Annotated in this window: 17 protein-coding genes; 7 read left to right on the top strand and 10 right to left on the bottom strand. The window is 68.0% G+C overall.

Annotation, left to right across the window (positions count from 1 at the left end; translation table 11 throughout):
- Positions 1-165: 165 nt before the first annotated feature.
- From iolG to AP428_RS11025, 4 genes are all read right to left on the bottom strand, one after another.
- Positions 166-1,152, bottom strand: a complete 987-nt coding sequence (gene iolG / locus AP428_RS11040; RefSeq protein ID WP_011546155.1) for an inositol 2-dehydrogenase — start codon at positions 1,150-1,152, stop codon at positions 166-168.
- A 74-nt stretch (positions 1,153-1,226) separates the two neighbouring features.
- Positions 1,227-2,051, bottom strand: a complete 825-nt coding sequence (locus AP428_RS11035) for a TIM barrel protein (protein ID WP_011546154.1) — start codon at positions 2,049-2,051, stop codon at positions 1,227-1,229.
- Positions 2,052-2,091: 40 nt separating this feature from the next.
- Positions 2,092-3,093 (bottom strand): hypothetical protein, encoded by a 1,002-nt coding sequence (locus AP428_RS11030; protein ID WP_054928045.1) that lies wholly within the window; start codon positions 3,091-3,093, stop codon positions 2,092-2,094.
- A gap of 143 nt (positions 3,094-3,236) precedes the next feature.
- Positions 3,237-4,301, bottom strand: a complete 1,065-nt coding sequence (locus tag AP428_RS11025; RefSeq protein WP_011546152.1) for a LacI family DNA-binding transcriptional regulator — start codon at positions 4,299-4,301, stop codon at positions 3,237-3,239.
- 174 nt (positions 4,302-4,475) lie between these two features.
- On the opposite strand from AP428_RS11025, the gene AP428_RS11020 reads away from it, so the two are divergent.
- The 3 genes from AP428_RS11020 to AP428_RS11010 are packed head-to-tail and all read left to right on the top strand — an operon-like array spanning position 4,476 to position 7,176.
- Positions 4,476-5,558, top strand: a complete 1,083-nt coding sequence (locus tag AP428_RS11020; protein WP_011546151.1) for a fatty acid desaturase family protein — start codon at positions 4,476-4,478, stop codon at positions 5,556-5,558.
- 36 nt (positions 5,559-5,594) lie between these two features.
- A complete protein-coding gene (locus AP428_RS11015) occupies positions 5,595-5,903 on the top strand; it encodes a non-heme iron oxygenase ferredoxin subunit (protein WP_011546150.1) in 309 nt (102 codons plus the stop codon).
- Between the two features lie 4 nt (positions 5,904-5,907).
- Positions 5,908-7,176, top strand: coding sequence for an NAD(P)/FAD-dependent oxidoreductase (locus tag AP428_RS11010; protein ID WP_011546149.1), 1,269 nt, complete (start codon positions 5,908-5,910; stop codon positions 7,174-7,176).
- A gap of 42 nt (positions 7,177-7,218) precedes the next feature.
- On the opposite strand, the gene AP428_RS11005 is transcribed toward AP428_RS11010, so the two are convergent.
- From AP428_RS11005 to glpD, 3 genes are all read right to left on the bottom strand, one after another.
- Entirely contained in the window at positions 7,219-7,935 is a 717-nt protein-coding gene (locus AP428_RS11005) for an MIP/aquaporin family protein (protein ID WP_011546148.1), read from the bottom strand.
- An 80-nt stretch (positions 7,936-8,015) separates the two neighbouring features.
- Positions 8,016-9,518, bottom strand: a complete 1,503-nt coding sequence (glpK, locus tag AP428_RS11000) for a glycerol kinase GlpK (RefSeq protein ID WP_011546147.1) — start codon at positions 9,516-9,518, stop codon at positions 8,016-8,018.
- A 113-nt stretch (positions 9,519-9,631) separates the two neighbouring features.
- Complete coding sequence (glpD, locus tag AP428_RS10995; protein ID WP_011546146.1) at positions 9,632-11,155, bottom strand: glycerol-3-phosphate dehydrogenase; 1,524 nt, start codon at positions 11,153-11,155, stop codon at positions 9,632-9,634.
- Between the two features lie 162 nt (positions 11,156-11,317).
- Between glpD and AP428_RS10990 the strand changes: the two genes are divergently transcribed.
- Positions 11,318-11,686, top strand: coding sequence for a hypothetical protein (locus AP428_RS10990; RefSeq protein WP_041489246.1), 369 nt, complete (start codon positions 11,318-11,320; stop codon positions 11,684-11,686).
- Positions 11,687-11,781: 95 nt separating this feature from the next.
- On the opposite strand, the gene AP428_RS10985 is transcribed toward AP428_RS10990, so the two are convergent.
- Together AP428_RS10985 and AP428_RS10980 are read right to left on the bottom strand one after the other, a co-directional pair.
- Positions 11,782-11,979: a hypothetical protein gene (locus tag AP428_RS10985; RefSeq protein WP_006477892.1), complete on the bottom strand. Its 198-nt coding sequence runs from the start codon at positions 11,977-11,979 to the stop codon at positions 11,782-11,784.
- A 301-nt stretch (positions 11,980-12,280) separates the two neighbouring features.
- Positions 12,281-13,060 (bottom strand): DeoR/GlpR family DNA-binding transcription regulator, encoded by a 780-nt coding sequence (locus AP428_RS10980; RefSeq protein WP_006493999.1) that lies wholly within the window; start codon positions 13,058-13,060, stop codon positions 12,281-12,283.
- Between the two features lie 211 nt (positions 13,061-13,271).
- Here AP428_RS10980 and AP428_RS10975 point away from each other — a divergent pair, with 211 nt between their 5' ends.
- The 3 genes from AP428_RS10975 (at position 13,272) to AP428_RS10965 (ending at position 16,644) form a co-directional block, all read left to right on the top strand.
- Positions 13,272-14,912 carry a gamma-glutamyltransferase family protein gene (locus AP428_RS10975; RefSeq protein ID WP_011546144.1) on the top strand — a complete coding sequence of 547 codons (1,641 nt, stop codon included), beginning with the start codon at positions 13,272-13,274 and terminating at the stop codon, positions 14,910-14,912.
- A gap of 327 nt (positions 14,913-15,239) precedes the next feature.
- A complete protein-coding gene (locus AP428_RS10970) occupies positions 15,240-16,067 on the top strand; it encodes a ferritin-like domain-containing protein (RefSeq protein WP_011546143.1) in 828 nt (275 codons plus the stop codon).
- A gap of 70 nt (positions 16,068-16,137) precedes the next feature.
- A complete protein-coding gene (locus AP428_RS10965; protein WP_011546142.1) occupies positions 16,138-16,644 on the top strand; it encodes a hypothetical protein in 507 nt (168 codons plus the stop codon).
- Here AP428_RS10965 and AP428_RS10960 read toward each other — a convergent pair.
- On the bottom strand, positions 16,638-18,098 hold the full coding sequence (locus tag AP428_RS10960; protein WP_011546141.1) for a DEAD/DEAH box helicase: 1,461 nt from the start codon (positions 18,096-18,098) through the stop codon (positions 16,638-16,640). The genes AP428_RS10965 and AP428_RS10960 overlap by 7 nt on opposite strands.
- Positions 18,099-18,207 lie beyond the last annotated feature (109 nt).

The raw sequence follows: 18,207 nt of genomic DNA, 5'->3' as shown, positions 1-18,207 counted from the left end.
GCGACGCCGATCGATTCGCCATCATACGTGCTTTCACGCGCATGCCGTGTGACGTGGCGGCAAATTTGCCCGATGCCGCCGTGGGGTTGCGGCAGGTCGTGCCGGGGCGCCGCCGCTCGCGCAGCGGCGGCTCGCTTGCCCGGATCGCGGCCGCCGTTTGCTGCGTCACAGCTCGATCACGCGCCCCGTTTTCCACGACGTCATCGCGGCTTCGGCCAGTTCGAGCGCGGCGAGCCCGTCGTCGATCGTCGTCCTGACCGGCGTGCCGTCGCGCAGCGCGTCGACGAAGTGCGCGATCTCGGCCGCATACGCATGCCGGTAGCGTTCGAGGAAGAACGGCTCCGGCACGTCGGTCGCGATGCCGCCCGCGAGCCAGGCACTCACCTCGGTCGGCCGCACGTTGCCGGCCTGCAGCATCCCTTGGCTGCCGAGCAGTTCGAAGCGCTGGTCGTAGCCGTAGGCCGCGCGCCGCGACGTGTTGATCTGGCACAGCAATCCGCGCCGCGTGCGGATCGTCACGGCGGTCGAATCGATGTCGCCCGCGTCGCGCACGGCCGGATCGGTCAGGCAACTGCCCGTCGCGTGCAGCGTCTGCGCTTCGTCGCCGAGGATCCAGCGGAACACGTCGAAGTCGTGGATCAGCATGTCCTTGAAAATGCCGCCCGAGCTGCGGATGTAATCGGCCGGCGGCGCGCCCGGATCGCGGCTCGTGACGACCAGCATTTCCGGCGCGCCGATCTCGCCGTGCTCCACGCGTGCCTTCAGCGCCGCGAAGGTCGGGTCGAAGCGGCGCTGGAAGCCGATCATGCAGGTCACGCCGGTGCGCCGCACGACGTCCGCGCACGCACGCGAGCGCTCGACGGTGAGGTCGACCGGCTTCTCGCAGAACACCGCCTTGCCCGCGTTCGCGGCCGCGATGATGAGGTCCGCATGCGTGTCGGTGCTCGATGCGATCACGACGGCCCGCACCGACGCATCGCCGAGCGCGCGCTCGACGTCGGCGACCTGCGCGTCGTGCGTGCGGGCGAGCGCTTCCGCCGACGGCGCATGCCGGTCGATCACGTACTTCAGTTTTGCGCCCGGATGGCGCGCGAGATTCGCCGCGTGGATCTTGCCGATCCTGCCCGCGCCGAACAAAGCGAATTCGATCATTCCGTTCTCCTGTGGATTTTCTCGTCTTGCCGGTGCGCGACCGGCGTGGGTCGCGCACCGTCACGGTGGTCCGCTCAGCGATCGGCCAGTTCGCCGCGCACGTAATCGATGCTCGCCCGCAGCCGGTCTTCGATGTCGTCCGCTTCTGCGATTTCGCTCGCGAACGGCTCGAACGACAACGCGCCGCGGTAGCCGCGCGCGAGCAGCTCGCGCAGTTGCCGGACGTTGCCGAGCCGATCGGCGCCGCCGACCAGCACGCGGTGGCCGTCGCGCATCCGGTCGACCGGCAGGTCGGCGTCCTCGACGCCCGAGATGTGCACGAGGCCCGTCAGGTTCGGGAAGAAGATGTCCTCGCCGGCGAGGTGATGATGGAACGTGTCGTGCACGAGCCGGAACACCGGCTCGCCCGCCGCCGCGTAGATGCCCTTCACCGCGTCCGACTTGCGGCGCAGCGCGCATTCCTCGAAGCCGAGCGGTTCGATGAAGCCGAGCAGGCCGCGGGCTTCAAGGATCGGTTTCAGCGCCTTCAGCGCCGTGACGAGATCCGCATGGCGGGCGTCCGCGCTGCGCGTGTCGCCGTGGCTGTTGGTCGGGCACAGCACCAGCGCACGCGCGCCGCATTGCGCCGCATAGTCGGCCAGCACGGTCGCCTCGTCCGCACGCTCGGCGTTCCATTGCTCGAAGCGCTGCAGCGCGTTGATCGTCAGGATCGTCACGCCGCCGCCTTCGGTCGCCGCGCGGACCGCGGCCGCGGGCGTGCCGTCGGCGAGCTCGACGCCGTCGAGATCGTTGCGGATTTCGATCGTGTCGACGCCAAGGCGCCGGCACAGCGCGACGTAGCGGTCGAGCGGCAAGCGCGGCGCGCTCATCCGGTTCAGCGAAAAGTGGAAGGTTTGCATCGTCGTTCTGTCCTTGAGGCTGGAGTGGGGCGGGTCCGAATCAGGTGCCGGTGCGCGCGGCAAGTGCGTGCCACGTGTCGCGCAGCCAGTGCGCGCACGCGACGTTGTTGTCGAAGATCGAATAGCGCGCGCCGCCGCCGTAGTCGGGAAACGGGATGAACTCGCAGCTGATCTGCGCGAGCAGCGGCGGCCGCGCGTGAGCCTGCGTTCGCAGCAACTGGCGCAGCGCGGTTTTCCACGTGTCCAGCGCATCCGCGCGCCATTCGCCGTGATACGCGCTCGGCGCGGGCGCGACGAACGGGTACTGGATGCCGCGGCCGGGGCTGCCGTCCGCGCGGCGCATCCAGCGGTTCTCGGGGTTGTTCGGCGTCACGCTGCGCGCATGCGCATGCCGGACCCAGCCGCGCGCGATCCAGTTGGCGTAGATCGCGGCGGGCGACGCCGGGTCGAGCAGCGCGTGGCCACCGTCGGCCGATTCGCGCAGGCCCGATGCGTCGAGCTCGGCGCGGTTGCCGATCTTGAACAGCAGGTGCGAATGATCGAGCGTGACACGGAACGGCGCGCCGGCCTGCTCGACATGCCGCGCGACGCGCGCCACGCGCATGAAGTCCTCGCTCCACATGTCGACGTGCACTTCGAGGCTCGGCAGGCAGCCGACCGGCTCGCCCGATGCGTACGCACGCAGGTAGAAATCGGCGACTTCGCGGTCCGACAGCAGGTGGCCGTCCGCGTGACGCGCATGTAGCTGGCAGTTGAGCACCGTGCTGCCGAACCGCGCACCCGCCGCGACGATCTCGGCGACGTGCGCTTCGTCGCGGCCCGCGCACCAGATGCCGCCGATCACGCGGATCGGCAGCGCGTGGCGATCGACCAGCGCGAAATACGGCGACAGGTCCTCGCCGCGCGTCGGGTTCTTTTCGATGTAGTCGAACACGCCGGCAGCGACGACCCTCCGGAAGCGCTCGGCGGGCGTGGGCGGCGGCAGCCCGTCGTGTTCGAGCACGCCGTCGAGGTTCACGCCGATGAGGATCGGTTCAGCCATCGTCTCCTGTCCGTCGTTGTCCGTGGATGGCTGATCAATGTACGGATGCGCGGCGCGGGCTGCATGACGAACGTTGACGAAAAATCGCCCATGCCGCGGTCGATTTTTTCATCGTGCGCACGCGGTGCGCCGCACGGCGGGATTCACGCCTGCAGGTATGCGCTCGTCCTCACGTTCGCCGGACAGAACACACGGAATTCGACCGGGTCGTCCGGCGGCGGCTGTTCGACGATGCCGCACGCATGCAGCACGTGCTGCAGCGCGGAAATCGCTTGTCCGTCCGGGTCCTGGTCGATCGCGAGATCCATCGCGCCGGCTTCGATGAAGGTACGGTGCTGGTCGATCATCTCGTGGCCGATCCACACCACGCGCCCGATCGCGCCGGCCTTGCGCAGCGCCGCTTCGATGCCGGCCGAACCGGCGCCGCTGTTGTAGATCGCGACCACGTCGTCGTGCGCCTGCAGCGCCTTCGACACCGCGCGGTAGCAGCGGTCGTCCTGGTCGAGCGTCTCGATCGGTTCATCGTCGCAGCGCACGGCGGCGAACGCGTCGGCGAGCTGATCGCGGCAGCCGGCCATCCGGTCGGCGTGCGCGCGGTAGCCCATCCGGCCGCCGAGCAGCAGCACGCGGCCGGGGCGTGCGGCGAGGCGGCCGATGTAGTAGCCGGCCGTGCGCCCGGCGCGATAGTTGTCGATGCCGGCGAAGTGCGCGCGGTCGATGCCGCCGATGTCGGTGACCATTGTGACGACGGTCTCGCCCCGCGCGATCGCGGCAGCCAGTGCGTCACGCACGCGGGCCGTGTCGTGCGCGGTGACGATCAGCGCCGCGCGCCGGTACGCGGGCCGTTCGATCAGCGCGGCGGCGCGTGCGTCGTCCGCGGCGGGCAGGATCGTCCGGTGCACGACCACGCGCCGGTCGAGCATCTGCAGCGAGCGCTGCAGCGCCTGCTGCAATCGTCGGAAGAACGGCGCGTCGGTGTCCGGCAGCAGCACGTCGACGTGGATCAACCCGTGCCGCGTGTCGGGCAACTGCCGCGGCACGCCGAGTTGCCGCGCGGCCGCCACCACGCGTTCGCGCGCCTGCGCGGAGACGCTGCCGCGCTCGTTCAGCACGCGGTCGACGGTCGTCGTGCTGACGCCGGCGAGCGCCGCGATCTCGTCGAAGCGCGCGGTGCGCTTGCGCCAGCGCGGCCCGGATTCACCTGCCATGGTCGTCTCCATCGTGAGGGTCGCCATCGATCGCGTGGCGTTGTCGGGAACGCTAAAGCGATGGCGAAATTTCGTCAACGTTTCGATTGAGGCGGGGCGGCCGGTCGCCTAATTTCGTTCCTGTGGCGAAGCGCTTGCCGTGCTTGCCGCGCACAAGAACCCCAGGAGACAGAAGTGGCCCAACCCGACGACCCGGCACGCGAACCCACGGCGGCGCGCCGGCAGGCATACCGAATGATCGGCGGCGCCGGCGAGCGCGCGCACGCGGCCGGGCTCGTCAACGCCGCGTGGTACCGGTGCGCGGTGCCGCGGCCGCTGATGAAGCAGCTGATGCAGCGCGGCGATGCGCGGGCGATTCGCGACACGCTGATCTGGTATGCGGCGATCGCGATCAGCGGCGCGCTCGCGTGGCTGGCGTGGCGCGCGCATTCGGCGTGGGCGATTCCCGCGTTCTTCGTGTACGGTACGCTGTACTGCAGCCCGGCCGATTCGCGCTGGCACGAATGCGGGCACGGCACCGCGTTCCGCACGCGCTGGATGAACGACGCGCTGTACCAGGTCGCGTCGTTCCAGGTGTTCCGCCGCGCGACCGCCTGGCGCTGGAGCCATGCGCGCCATCACACCGATACGCTGGTCGTCGGGCGCGATCCGGAAATCGCCGCGCCGAAGCCGACCGACTGGCTTGCGCTCGCGCTGAACGTCGTCGCGCTGAAGCACGTGGCCGGCGAGCTGCGCAAGATGATCGCGGTGTCGTTCACCGGCCGGCTCGACGACGAGGAGCGCACCTACGTGCCCGAATCGGAATGGCCGAAGGTCGTGCGCGAGTCGCGCATCCATCTCGCGATCTACGCGCTCGTGACGGGCGCGGCGGTGTACTGGCACACGCTCCTGCCGCTGCTCTACATCGGGCTGCCGAGCCTCTACGGCGCATGGCTGTACCTGTACTTCGGCCTCACGCAGCACGCGGGCATGCCGGAGAACGTGCTCGATCACCGGCGCAACTGCCGGACCGTGATGATGAATCCGGTGTTCCGCTTCTTGTACTGGAACATGAACTATCACGTCGAGCACCACATGTTCCCGATGGTGCCGTTCCATGCGCTGCCGAAGCTGCACGAAGCCGTGAAGGCCGACATGCCGCCGCCGTACCGCAGCACGCTGGCGGCCTATGCGGAGATCGTGCCGGCGCTGGTCCGGCAGACGCGCGACCCGTCCGATTACGTCGTGCGGCCGGTGCCGGATGCCGCGCGTGCCTGACCACTATCGAACCTCACAACGAAGGAGACACGCACCATGACGCAATGGATCGACACCGGCGCGCTCGACGACATCGACGACGAAGACGTCGCGCGCTTCGATCACGCTGGCCGCACGTATGCGATCTACCGGATCGACGGCGAGGTGTACGCGAGCGACGGTCTGTGCACGCACGAGCAGGTGCATCTCGCGGACGGGCTCGTGATGGATCACGTGATCGAGTGCCCGAAGCACAACGGCCGCTTCGACGTGCGCGACGGCCGGCCGCTGTCGGCGCCCGCGTGCGAGAAGCTGCGCACGTACCGCGCGAAGATCGAGGACGGCCGCATCCTGATCGAGGTATGACGCGATGACCAGCGACCGGGTGATGGCGATCGTCGGCGCAGGTCATGCCGGCGGCCGCGCGGCGCAGGTGCTGCGCGCGTCCGGCTGGCGCGGGCGTATCGTGCTGATCGGCGCGGAGCCGCATCCGCCGTACGAGCGGCCGCCGTTGTCCAAGGGCGTGCTGACGGGCGAGCGCAGCGCGGTGCAATGCCGGTTGCGCGACGCCGACGCATGGGCGGCTGATCGTATCGAGCGGATCGTCGCGACCGTCGAGCGCATCGATCCGCACGCACGCGAAGTGCGCATGTCCGGCGGACACGTGTTCGGCTACGACGCGCTGCTGCTGGCCACCGGCGGCCGTGCACGCCGTCTGGCCATTCCGGGCGCGGCGCTCGACGGCGTAGTCGCGTTGCGCACGCTCGACGATGCGGCCGTACTCGGCGCGCGGCTCGTGCCCGACGCGCGGATCGTGCTGATCGGCGGCGGTTTCATCGGCCTCGAAGTCGCGGCGTCGGCGCGTCGGCGCGGCTGCCGCGTGACCGTGCTCGATGCGGCACCGCGGTTGCTCGGCCGTGCGGTGCCGGAAGCCATCGCGACGCGCGTGCATGCGCTGCACGATGCGCAGGGCGTGGCGATTCGCCTGAACCGAAAGCCGGTTGCGATCGAGCGGACGTCGGGCGGTGCGCTGGCCGTCGTGCTCGACGACGGCGACACGCTGCTCGCCGACACGGTCGTGGCCGGTATCGGCATCGAACCGGCCGATGAACTGGCACGCGATGCGGGCCTCGCGGTCGAGCGCGGCATCGTCGTGAATGCGCAGCTCGAGACGTCGGCGCGCGGCATCTACGCGGCCGGCGACGTCGCGGTGTTTCCGAGCGCGTTATCGGGCCAGCTGGTTCGACAGGAGACCTGGCACGGCGCCGAGACGCAAGCGCACGTCGCCGCCCGCAACATGCTCGGTGCGGCCGAAGCGTATCGCGACATGCCGTGGTTCTGGTCGGATCAATACGATGCGCAGTTGCAGGTGGCCGGGGAGCCGGCGCTCGGTACGCAGTCGGTCGCACGCAGCCTTGGCGACGATGCGGAAATCCATTTCCATTTCGATGCGCTCGCGCGGCTCGTCGCGGTGAGCGGCTTCGGGCGGGCGGCGGGATTCGTGAAGGAAATGCGCGTGGCGAGGATGCTGGTCGAACGCGGGATCGACGTGACGCCGGCGGCGGTCGCGGACGTCGACGTGAAGCTGAAATCGCTGGTGACGGCCGTGAATGACCGGCAGAAGAAAGGAGGGGAGTAAAGCGCGCGGCAGCGAACGCCGCGCGCTTCGTTCAAACCGCGATCAGGCCATCGCGTGCAGGCGCAGATACAGGCCGGCTGCCGCCGCGCCGCCGAGCAGCGGGCCGACGACGGGCACCCACGCATAGCGCCAGTCGCTGTCGCGCTTGCCGGGAATCGGCAGCAGCGCATGCATGATGCGCGGCGACAGGTCGCGTGCGGGGCTCATCGCATAGCCGGTCGGGCCGCCGAGCGAGATGCCGATGCCGAGCACCAGCAGGCCGACGGGCAGCGCGTCGAGTGCGCCGAGGCCGACTTGCGGCGACGCGAGATACAGGACGCCGAGGATCAGCACGAACGTGCAGATCGCTTCGGTCAGCACGTTGTGCGTGGTGCTGCGGATCGCCGGCGCCGTGCAGAACACCGCGAGCTTCAGGTCGGCATCGGCTTCCTTCGCGAAGTGCTGGCGATACGCGAGCCACACGAGCAGCGCGCCCGCCATCCCGCCGAGCATCTGCGCGAGCACGTAGCCGCCGACTTTCGACCACGCGAACTTGCCCGCGAGCGCGAGGCTGATCGTGACGATCGGGTTCAGGTGCGCGCCGCTGAACGACGCGGTCACGTAGACCGCGACGAATACCGCCATCGCCCAGCCCATCACGATCACGATCAGGTCCGCGCCTTTGCCCTTGGTCTTTGCAAGCAGCACGTTTGCGACCGCGCCGTTGCCGAGCAGCACGAGGATCGCCGTGCCGATGAATTCTGCAATATAAGGTGACATGATTGTCTCTCGAAGTCACGGCGGACTCGCGCATCGCGCGGTCCGCCGGTGTTGTTGTATTTCGTTTGGTTTTATTCGGATTACTGGGTGTCGTCGGCCCATGCCTTCGCGGCGCGCACCGCACGCTGCCAGCCGGCCATGCGCTGCTCGACCTGCTCCTTCGGCATCGACGGTGCGAAGCGGCGATCGAGCTGCCACTGGTCGCGCACTTCGTCGAGGTTCTTCCAGTAGCCGATCGCGAGACCCGCGAGGTAGGCCGCGCCGAGCGCGGTCGTCTCGGTGATCTGCGGACGCACCGCGTCGACGCCGAGCAGGTCGGCCTGGAACTGCATCAGCAGGTCGTTCGCGCTGGCGCCGCCATCGACGCGCAACTCGCCGATGCTGATACCCGAATCGGCTTCCATCGCGGCCAGCACGTCGAGCGACTGATACGCGATCGCATCGAGCGCCGCGCGCGCGAGATGCGCGGCGCTCGTACCGCGCGTGACGCCGAACACCGAGCCGCGCGCCCGCGCGTTCCAGTGCGGCGCGCCGAGACCGGCGAACGCGGGCACGAGATACACGCCGTCGGTGTGCGGCACGCTCGCGGCGAGCGCCTCGATTTCCGCGGCCGTCTTGATGAGGCCGACGCCGTCGCGCAGCCACTGCACGACCGCGCCCGCGATGAAGATGCTGCCTTCGAGCGCGTACTGCACGTCATCGCCGATCTGCCAGGCGATCGTCGTGACGAGGTTGTTCTTCGATTCGATCGGCTTGTCGCCGGTGTTCATCATCAGGAAGCAGCCGGTGCCGTAGGTGTTCTTCACCATGCCCGACGTCGTGCACATCTGGCCGAACAGCGCCGCGTGCTGGTCGCCGGCGATGCCCGCGAGCGGGATCTTCGACGCGAACACGGTGGTCTTGGTGTGGCCGTAGATTTCCGACGATGCCTTCACTTCCGGCAGCATGCTGCGCGGGATGTCGAGCAGTTCGAGCAGCTCGCTGTCCCATTCGCGCGTATGGATGTTGAACAGCATCGTGCGCGATGCGTTCGTCACGTCGGTCACGTGCAGTTCGTGCTTCGTGAAGTTCCACACGAGCCAGCTGTCGACGGTGCCGAACGCGAGCTTGCCCTGGCGCGCCTTGTCGCGTGCACCCGGCACGTTGTCCAGAATCCAGCGGATCTTCGTCGCGGAGAAGTACGAGTCGATCGGCAGGCCGGTCTTCGCGCGCACCTTCGCTTCGAGGCCCTGCTTCTTCAGCGAGTCGCAGAAGTCGGCCGTGCGGCGATCCTGCCAGACGATCGCGTTGTAGACGGGCTGGCCCGTCTCGCGATCCCAGACGATGGTCGTTTCGCGCTGGTTCGTGATGCCGATCGCGGCGATCGACGTGCCGTTCAGGCCCGTGCGCGTGACGGCTTCCGCGGCGACGCCGGCTTGCGTCGACCAGATTTCCTGCGGGTCGTGCTCGACCCAGCCGGGTTGCGGGTAGATCTGTTCGAATTCCTTCTGGGCGATCGATACGATGTTGCCCTGGCGATCGAACAGCATCGCGCGGGAACTCGTGGTGCCCTGGTCAAGCGCGAGGATGTACTGGTCCTGCATGTCTCTCATCTCCATCCGTGGATTGGCTTAGTTGTGATGCGCGCCGCATGTGGGGCGGCGCGTCGGTGAATCAACGTCGGTCAGGCAAAACTACCATTGCAACTGCATTCGGATCACGCATGCGGCGCATGCGCGGCGGCGAACCACGCATCGACCGCGGCGGTCACCGCGTCGAGCGTGCCGGGCGCGACGTGCAGGCCGAGCTTCGAGCGGCGCCACAGTACGTCCTGCGCGCAGGTCGCCCATTCGGCATCGCGCAGGTAGCGCAGTTCGGCGTCGTGGATGCCCGGCGCGATTTCGGCGCCGAGATCGGCGAGCGACTTTGCGCCGTCGACCACGCGCTCCGCACGCGTGCCGTACGCACGTGCATAGCGGCGCGCGAGCGCGGCGGGCAGCCACGGATGGCGTTTCGCGAACGCGCTGGCGAACCCGTCGAACTTCGCGTCCGCGATGTCGCCGCCCGGCAGCGCGACGCCGGCCGTCCAGGTCTTCGCATCGCGGCCGAGCGCGCGGCACAGCATGTCGCCGGCTTCTTCCGCGAGCTTGCGGAACGTCGTGATCTTGCCGCCGAACACCGACAGCAGCGGGGCGCCCGCGCCATCGTCGAGTTCGAGGCGATAGTCGCGCGTGACGGCCGATGCGTTCGCCGCGTTCTCGTCTTCCAGCAGCGGGCGCACGCCCGAATAGGTCCAGTGCACGTCGGCCGGCGAGATCTTGCGCTTGAAGTAGCGGTTGATCGAATCGCACAGGTATTGCGTCTCGTCGCGATCGATCGCGACCTTCGCGGGATCGTTCGTGTATTCGACGTCGGTCGTGCCGATCAGCGTGAAGTCGTGCTCGTACGGAATCGCGAAGATGATCCGCTTGTCCGGATTCTGGAAGATGTACGCGTGATCGTGATCGAACAGGCGGTGCGTGATGATGTGGCTGCCCTTCACGAGCCGCACGCTATGATGCGCGCCGCGGCCGAGCGCGCCGTGCAGCACCTCGCCGACCCACGGGCCGGCCGCGTTCGCGATCGCGCGCGCATGCACGACGCGGATCGAACCGTCGGCGTGCTGCAGCCGCGCTTCCCATTCGTCGCCGCGGCGTTCGGCGGAAACGAGCTTCGTGCGCGTCAGGATCTCGGCGCCGCGCTCCTTCGCATCCATCGCGTTCAGCACGACGAGGCGCGCGTCGTCGACCCAGCCGTCGGAATACACGAAGCCGCGCTTGATCGAGTCGATCAGCGGCGCGCCGGCCGCATGGCGGCGCATGTCGATGCCGCGCGAGCCGGGCAGCAGCTCGCGTTTCGCGAGGTGATCGTAGAGGAACAGGCCGATGCGGATCAGCCAGGCCGGGCGCAGGTTCGGCATGTGCGGCATCACGAAGCGCAGCGGCCACATGATGTGCGGCGCGGCGCGCAGCAGTGTTTCGCGTTCCTGCAGCGCCTTGCGCACCAGCCCGAACTCGTTGTACTCGAGGTAACGCAGGCCGCCGTGAATCAGCTTCGTGCTGGACGACGACGTGTGCGACGCGAGGTCGTCCTGCTCGCAGAGCATGACCGACAGGCCGCGGCCGGCCGCATCGCGCGCGATCCCCGCGCCGTTGATGCCGCCGCCGACGACGAGCAGATCGTAGCGATTCGGTTGGGTCACCTGCTGTCCTTATCGTCTGTTGAAATAGGGTGAACATGAAATGTTCGAATTCGAAATTTAACGAACGAAATCGAAAAAGTAAAGTTCGAAAAAGCGGGGCCAGTAGCGCGTGACCCGATCCCGGACGATACTGGCGGAATCGACCGTTTCGCGAGGTGAATCATGCGTATTGGGATGTGGGCCGGCGTGTGCGCCGTCCTTCTGGCGGGGTGCAGCGCGGGGATGCCGCCGCTCGCCGGCAACTGGCGGGCGCCGTCGTTCGTCGACCTGCAGACGTCGTGCGGCGGCGCGGCGCGCGACTGGGGCGCGGACGCGCAGCCGGTCTACTCGACGCTGTACGACGCCTATGTGGCGAAACGGTATCGCGGGCTGACCGAAGCGAACTATTGTGCGTTCGTAAACGAACTTTCGACCCACTATGTGGCGCCTGACGCGGCGGCACGCGCCGGCTGGATCGCCTATTTCAACGGTGCGCGCGCGCAGGCCATCAGTTGGCGGGCGGCGGTCGACCCGACGCTGCGCGGCGGCTGAAGCCGGTGGCGCCGAACGGGCAGAGGGAAGGCAGGAACGACCGCGCGGCCGGATTCCGGCCGCGCGATCAGGTTCAAGTCAGGGAACAGCGGGGCTTACGAATAGCGGTACTTGATGGATCGCAGCGCGGCGTCGCCGGTCTCGGTCACGCAGTATTTGCGTCCCGAGCCGAGCCCTTCCAGGCGGACGAGCTGCTGTTCGAGCAGGATGTCCAGTTCATCCCGATCCATGTCGCGCTGGTCAGGCGCGTCCTTCACAAGCAAGAGCGTGGCGAATTCATGCGGACTCAGCATCGTTCTCTCCGTGGCAATCAGACTGCCCGCGCGGCCGGCGCATACGCCGCCGCGCGATACCCCGCGAGGGTATGGCTTGGGGGGAAAAGCTGCATTCGCCGGCCTGCGATTCGCACCGCCCTGGCACAGGCGGATCGGCGAACGGGCCGGGGAACTGGAGTCTAGTCGAGTGCGCGGGCAACGACAAATCGTGCCCCGTTAATTTTCCGTTTGACAGAAACGCACCCCACGAGCGGTCCGCGCGCGGCGCCAACTTCTTGATTTCACTTGAAGTTTCAGGTGCGGTGCAGCATCGCAACGGTCATTCCGCGACGTACACCTGCGTGCCGGCGGCGGCCACCGTGTCGGCCATTTCGGGCGGCAGCGGCTTGTCGGTGAAGAGCGCGTGCACCTGGCTCAGATGGCCCTGGCGCACCAGCGCCGGGCGGCCGACCTTCGAATGGTCGGTCACGAGGTAGACCGTGCGCGCATGCTGCATGATCGCCTCGGCGACGCGCACCTCGCGCGTGTCGAAATCGCGCAGCGTGCCGTCGGCCTCGATCGCCGACGTGCCGATGATCGCGTAGTCGACCTTGAACTGGCGGATGAAGTCGATCGCGAGCTCGCCGACGATGCCCTTGTCCCACGGTCGCACGATGCCGCCGGTGATCAGCACCTCGCAGTCGGGGTAGCCGCTCATCATCGACGCGACGTTCAGGTTGTTGGTGATCACGTGCAGCCCGTGATGCCGGTTCAGCGCGCGCGCGACTTCCTCGGTCGTTGTGCCGAGGTTGATGAACAGCGACGCCTGGTCGGGGATGTGCGACGCCGCGAGCGCCGCGATGCGCCGCTTCTCGTCGTGGAACATCCGCTGGCGTGCCGTGTACGACACGTTCTCCGAGCTGGTCGGCAGGCTCGCGCCGCCATGGTAGCGGCGCAGCAGGTTCAGGTCGGCGAGCCAGTTCACGTCGCGGCGGATCGTCTGCGGGGTCACCGCGAAGTGCGCGGCGAGATCGTCGACGGTCACGAAGCCGTCGCGCTGCACCCATTCGAGCAATTCCTGCTGACGCGCGTTGAGGGTGAGGCGGGGATCTCGGGTCATGGCTCGATGGTCGTGTCGTGAGACGGAGCGGGTATTGTAAGGGCGGTAACGGCGTTCGGCCGGCCTGCCCGCCGTCGGCGCACGCAATTCATGCGTGAATTGCATGGATTTATGTGACAAATGAATTTGCGCGATGGCGCTGATCGCGCTGCAATGGCGGATTGCCCGCTCGCGCGGGCACGTTCATTCAGCTTTCGACGAGGTGGTATCGATGAGTGGCTTCAACTGGCACAACCCGTATCCGACGACCCGCATTCCGGTGTTCGCGCGCAACGTCGTGTCGACGTCGCACCCGCTGGCCGCGCAGGCCGGGCTGCGGATGCTGTGGAAGGGCGGCAACGCGGTGGACGCGGCGCTGGCCGCCGCCGCCGCGATCACGGTCGTCGAGCCCGTGTCGTGCGGGCTCGGCGGCGATGCATTCGCGCTCGTGTGGGACGGCGAGCGGCTGTCCGGGCTGAACGCATCGGGCGTCGCGCCGGCCGCCTGGAACGTCGACTACTTCCGCAAGCGCCACGGCGAGGATGCGCGCGGCATCGCGAACAAGCCGACGCGCGGCTGGGACACCGTCACCGTGCCGGGCGTGATCGCGGGCTGGGAAGCGCTGCACGCAAAGTTCGGTTCGCTGCCGTTCGCGGATCTGCTCGAGCCGGCGATCGAGATCGCGGAGCGCGGCTATTCGGTGCCGCCGATCGTCGCGCACAAGTGGGCCGCGGCCGTTCCCGAACTGCAGGACCTGCCGGGCTTCGCCGACACCTTCATGCCGCGCGGCCGCGCGCCGCTCGTCGGCGAACGCGTGTGCCTGCCCGGTCATGCACGGACGCTGCGCACGCTCGCGAAGGACGGCGCCCGGGCGTTCTACGAAGGGGCGCTCGCCGAGCGGATCGCCGCCTTCGCGCGCGAAGGCGGCGGCGCGCTGACCGAAGCGGACCTGCGCGCGTACCGGCCGGAATGGGTCGAGCCGATCGGCAAGCGCTTCGGCCGCCACACGATTCACGAGATCCCGCCGAACGGGCAGGGCATCGCCGCGCTGATCGCGCTCGGCATCGCCGAGCATGCGGGCGTGACCGAATGGCCGGTCGACTCGGTCGATTCGCAGCATCTGCAGATCGAGGCGATGAAGCTCGCGTTCGCGGACGTCTATCGCTACGTCGCCGATCCGCGCGCGATGGAGCTCACGCCCGAACAGATGCTCGACGATGCGTATCTCGCCGAACGCGCGAAGCTGATCGATCGCGCGCGGGCCACACACTTCGCCGCCGGCCGTCCGCATTCCGGCGGCACGATCTACCTGTCGGCGGCCGACGAGCGCGGGATGATGGTGAGCTTCATCCAGTCGAACTACATGGGCTTCGGCTCGGGCCTCGTCGTCCCCGGCACGGGCATTGCGCTGCAGAACCGCGGGCACGGCTTCTCGATGGACCCGGCTTCGCCGAACGTCGTCGCGGGCGGCAAGCGACCGTTCCACACGATCATTCCGGCGTTCGTCACCGAGGAAGTCGACGGCCGTACCGAGGCCGTGATGAGCTTCGGCGTGATGGGCGGCGACATGCAGCCGCAGGGCCACCTGCAGACCATCGTCCGGATGCTCGGCTATGGCCAGCAGCCGCAGGCCGCGTGTTGCGCGCCGCGCTGGAAGGTCAACCGCGACTTCACGCTCGACGTCGAGGCGACGATGAACCGCGCGACCGTCGATGGGCTGGCCGCCCGCGGCCATACGATCAAGTCGATCGACGATCCTTACATGGATTTCGGCTCGGGGCAGTTCGTCTGGCGCCTCGATCCCGACGATCCGGAGCGCGGCTACGTGGCCGCGAGCGACAGCCGGCGCGACGGGCTGGCGGCCGGTTTCTGACGGATCGCTTCCAGCTTCCTATGCAGTTTCCCGGCATCACGGGCGGCCCGACGGCCGCCCGTTTTCATTTGGCGCGGCGCCTGCCATCGAACGCGCGCAAGCGGTTTGAAGGACTCATCTAACGAACGGCAACAGACGCCGTGGAACTGCGCCCGTCGGGTATGGTCAGTGCTCTGGAGCACGAACATCAAAGTCCGGCTAAGATGCCAAGATGGTTCGGCCGGACCGATTCACTATAAACGCAAGTAAAACGCCGCCTGCGGATCGGCTGGCGCCTGTGCCCCAGGCATGGGCCGGCCTCCGCGCGACGACTGGGAGCGCACTACCATGGACACCAAAACGACGCATGTGATGCCGTGGCGTATCGAGGACATCGACCTGAACCGGATCGATCGTCAGCGTGCGGCCGCGAACGAGGATCTGCTGCTGCTGCTGTGCGCGTCGTCGTTCATCGAGAGCGGCTCGGATCTCTATACGAGCAATCTGAGCGAATTCTTCAATGACGATCCGGAAGTCTCCGCATGGCTCAACAATGCATGGGAGCCCGAAGAATTGCAGCACGGGCGCGCGCTGAAGGCCTACATCGCGCACGTGTGGCCCGAGTTCGACTGGGATACCGCCTTCGCGAATTTCTTTGCCGAGTATTCGAAGACCTGCTCGGTCGAGGCGTTCGAGAAAACCCGCGCGCTCGAAATGGTCGCACGCTGCGTCGTCGAGACGGGCACGGCCACGCTCTATCGCGCGATCAACGAATGCTCGGACGAGCCGGTGCTGAAGGAAATCACCGACAACATCCGCACCGACGAAGTGCGTCACTACAAGCACTTCTTCAAGTTCTTCAAGAAGTACAACCAGGTCGAAGGCAACGGGCGGCTCGCGGTGCTCGGGGCCCTCGCGCGCCGCGTGATGGAAATCAAGAACGAGGATTCCGAGATCGCGCTGCGCCACGTGTTCGCGATCCGCTATCCGGATCGCGTCGGCGACAGCCAGTACAACCGCGAGCGCGCCGCGCGCATCAACTCGCTGGTGCGGCGCAACCTGTCGGCCGACATGTGCGTGAAGATGCTGCTCAAGCCGCTCGACCTGCCCGCGAAGATCCAGCCGGGCGTCCACTATCCACTCACGAAGATCACGCGGCACGTTTTCCTGCGCTGATCGCCGCGGCACGGCCCGGCGCGCGTATGCTGACGCATCCTCATCCGATCCGCGCCCGGGCCACGCCATCATGACCGATACCCATCGCCACGCGCTCGAACAATGGACGTTCGACACGTGGCCGTCCGCCGTCGTGTCGCTGTTCGACGGCACCGCACTCGAGCGTCATGCCGACCTCGCCGCGTCGCTGATCGTCGCGACCGACGACGGCCAGTTGCGCACGACGCTGCTCAGCGTCGGCGAGATCTATGCACACGATGCGCGCACGCTGCTGATCGCGCTCTGGCCTCAGTCGCGGGCGGCGCGCGCGATCGCGCAGCGGCGCACGGCCGCGTTGACGCTCGTCGCGGACGGCGCGTTCTTTCAGGCGCAACTGGAGATGGTGCCGCTCGAAGGGGACTTCGGCGGCCTGGCCGGATTCGCCGCGACGATCGCGCACGGCGATGCGCAGCGGGTCGGCTATGCGCGTCTCGCGACCGGCGTCACGTTCACGCTGGAAGGGGAGCGCGCCGCGGTGCTCGCACGCTGGCAACGCCAGATCGAGCACCTGCGGCGCGCGGCCGCGCGGCTTCAGTGACCGCGCTGGCCGCTGCGCGACGAACGGTTGCGGTTCGGATGCGCGGCGTTGCCGCTTGCCGGGCGGGCGCCGTTGCCGCCACCTGCCGGACGTCCGCCGTTGCCGGCGGCGCCGCCTTGCGTGCGCGGCTTCGCGGCCTTCTGCTGCGCTGCAGCCTTCGGTTGCCCGGCCTTCGGTTGCGCGTTGCCGTCGCGTTTCGCGGCCGGCTGGCCTGAGCCGCCGGCACGCGGCTGGCGATTGCCGCCACCACTGCCACCGCCGCGCGGTTGCTGCTGCCCGCGGCGTTGCTGGATCGGCTCCGGCTTCGCGTTCGGATCGGGTTCGAAGCCCGCGATCACTTCCTGCGGGATCTCGCGCTTGATCAGCCGCTCGATGTCGCGCAGCAACTGCTTCTCGTCGACGCACACGAGCGACACGGCTTCGCCGGTCGCGCCCGCGCGGCCCGTGCGGCCGATGCGGTGCACGTAATCCTCGGGCACGTTCGGCAGATCGAAGTTGACGACGTGCGGCAGCTGGTCGATGTCGATCCCGCGCGCGGCGATGTCGGTCGCGACGAGCACCTGCAGCGTGCTGTTCTTGAACTCGGCCAGCGCGCGCGTGCGGGCCGACTGGCTCTTGTTGCCGTGGATCGCCATCGCGCTGATGCCGTCCTTCGTCAACTGCTCGGCGAGCCGGTTCGCGCCGTGCTTGGTGCGCGTGAACACGAGCACCTGGAACCAGTTGTGTTCGCGGATCAGGTGCGTGAGCAGCTCGCGCTTGCGGTCGCGGTCGACCGGGTGGATCTTCTGCGCGACGCTCTCGGCGGTCGTGTTGCGGCGGGCGACCTCGATCAGCGCGGGCGAGTCGAGCAGGCTGTCGGCGAGCGCCTTGATTTCATCCGAGAAGGTCGCCGAGAACAGCAGGTTCTGACGCTGCGGCGGCAGCTTCGCGAGCACCCGCTTGATGTCGTGGATGAAGCCCATGTCGAGCATCCGGTCGGCTTCGTCGAGCACGAGGATGTCGAGATCCGACAGGTCGATGGTCTTCTGCTGCATGTGGTCGAGCAGGCGGCCCGGCGTCGCGACGACGATGTCGACGCCGCGCTTGAGCGCATCGATCTGCGGATTGATGCTGACGCCGCCGAACATCACGGTCGAGCGCAGCTTCAGGTACTTGCTGTACGCACGGACGCTTTCCTCGACCTGGGCGGCGAGTTCGCGCGTCGGCGTGAGGATCAGCGCGCGCACCGCGCGCTTCGCGCCACGGTGCTCGGCGTAGAACGTGTGCAGGCGTTGCAGGATCGGCAGCGTGAAGCCGGCGGTCTTGCCGGTGCCGGTTTGTGCGCCGGCGAGCAGGTCGCCGCCGCCGAGGACGGCCGGGATCGCCTGCTGCTGGATCGGAGTCGGCGACGTATAGCCGAGCTCGTTGACCGCCTTGACCAGCGGTTCGGCCAGGCCGAGAGATTCGAAAGACATAGATACCACTCTTGAGTTTTATGATCGGCGATGCAGCGCGCGGCCCGCGCGGCAAACCTGCATCGCTAAACAGCCAAAAAGCAAAAGGGCGCGGCCGCGGTTTCCCGCA

The organism is Burkholderia sp. E168m22, assembly GCF_001319805.1.
Classification (GTDB): Bacteria; Pseudomonadota; Gammaproteobacteria; order Burkholderiales; family Burkholderiaceae; genus Burkholderia; species Burkholderia orbicola.
The sequence above is the reverse complement of the archived record's forward strand: the minus strand, read 5'-3'. Positions and strand labels throughout refer to the sequence as shown.

What these genes read in the sequence shown, in the direction of transcription:
- glpK (WP_011546147.1), bottom strand. Translation starts at nt 9,518, where the DNA reads ATGCAGGACCAGTACATCCTCGCGCTTGACCAGGGCACCACGAGTTCC.
- AP428_RS10965 (WP_011546142.1), top strand. Translation starts at nt 16,138, where the DNA reads ATGACCGATACCCATCGCCACGCGCTCGAACAATGGACGTTCGACACG.
- iolG (WP_011546155.1), bottom strand. Translation starts at nt 1,152, where the DNA reads ATGATCGAATTCGCTTTGTTCGGCGCGGGCAGGATCGGCAAGATCCAC.
- AP428_RS11015 (WP_011546150.1), top strand. Translation starts at nt 5,595, where the DNA reads ATGACGCAATGGATCGACACCGGCGCGCTCGACGACATCGACGACGAA.
- AP428_RS10970 (WP_011546143.1), top strand. Translation starts at nt 15,240, where the DNA reads ATGGACACCAAAACGACGCATGTGATGCCGTGGCGTATCGAGGACATC.
- AP428_RS11035 (WP_011546154.1), bottom strand. Translation starts at nt 2,051, where the DNA reads ATGCAAACCTTCCACTTTTCGCTGAACCGGATGAGCGCGCCGCGCTTG.
- AP428_RS11025 (WP_011546152.1), bottom strand. Translation starts at nt 4,301, where the DNA reads ATGGCAGGTGAATCCGGGCCGCGCTGGCGCAAGCGCACCGCGCGCTTC.
- AP428_RS11010 (WP_011546149.1), top strand. Translation starts at nt 5,908, where the DNA reads ATGACCAGCGACCGGGTGATGGCGATCGTCGGCGCAGGTCATGCCGGC.
- AP428_RS10990 (WP_041489246.1), top strand. Translation starts at nt 11,318, where the DNA reads ATGCGTATTGGGATGTGGGCCGGCGTGTGCGCCGTCCTTCTGGCGGGG.
- AP428_RS10960 (WP_011546141.1), bottom strand. Translation starts at nt 18,098, where the DNA reads ATGTCTTTCGAATCTCTCGGCCTGGCCGAACCGCTGGTCAAGGCGGTC.
- AP428_RS10985 (WP_006477892.1), bottom strand. Translation starts at nt 11,979, where the DNA reads ATGCTGAGTCCGCATGAATTCGCCACGCTCTTGCTTGTGAAGGACGCG.
- AP428_RS10975 (WP_011546144.1), top strand. Translation starts at nt 13,272, where the DNA reads ATGAGTGGCTTCAACTGGCACAACCCGTATCCGACGACCCGCATTCCG.
- AP428_RS11030 (WP_054928045.1), bottom strand. Translation starts at nt 3,093, where the DNA reads ATGGCTGAACCGATCCTCATCGGCGTGAACCTCGACGGCGTGCTCGAA.
- AP428_RS10980 (WP_006493999.1), bottom strand. Translation starts at nt 13,060, where the DNA reads ATGACCCGAGATCCCCGCCTCACCCTCAACGCGCGTCAGCAGGAATTG.
- AP428_RS11005 (WP_011546148.1), bottom strand. Translation starts at nt 7,935, where the DNA reads ATGTCACCTTATATTGCAGAATTCATCGGCACGGCGATCCTCGTGCTG.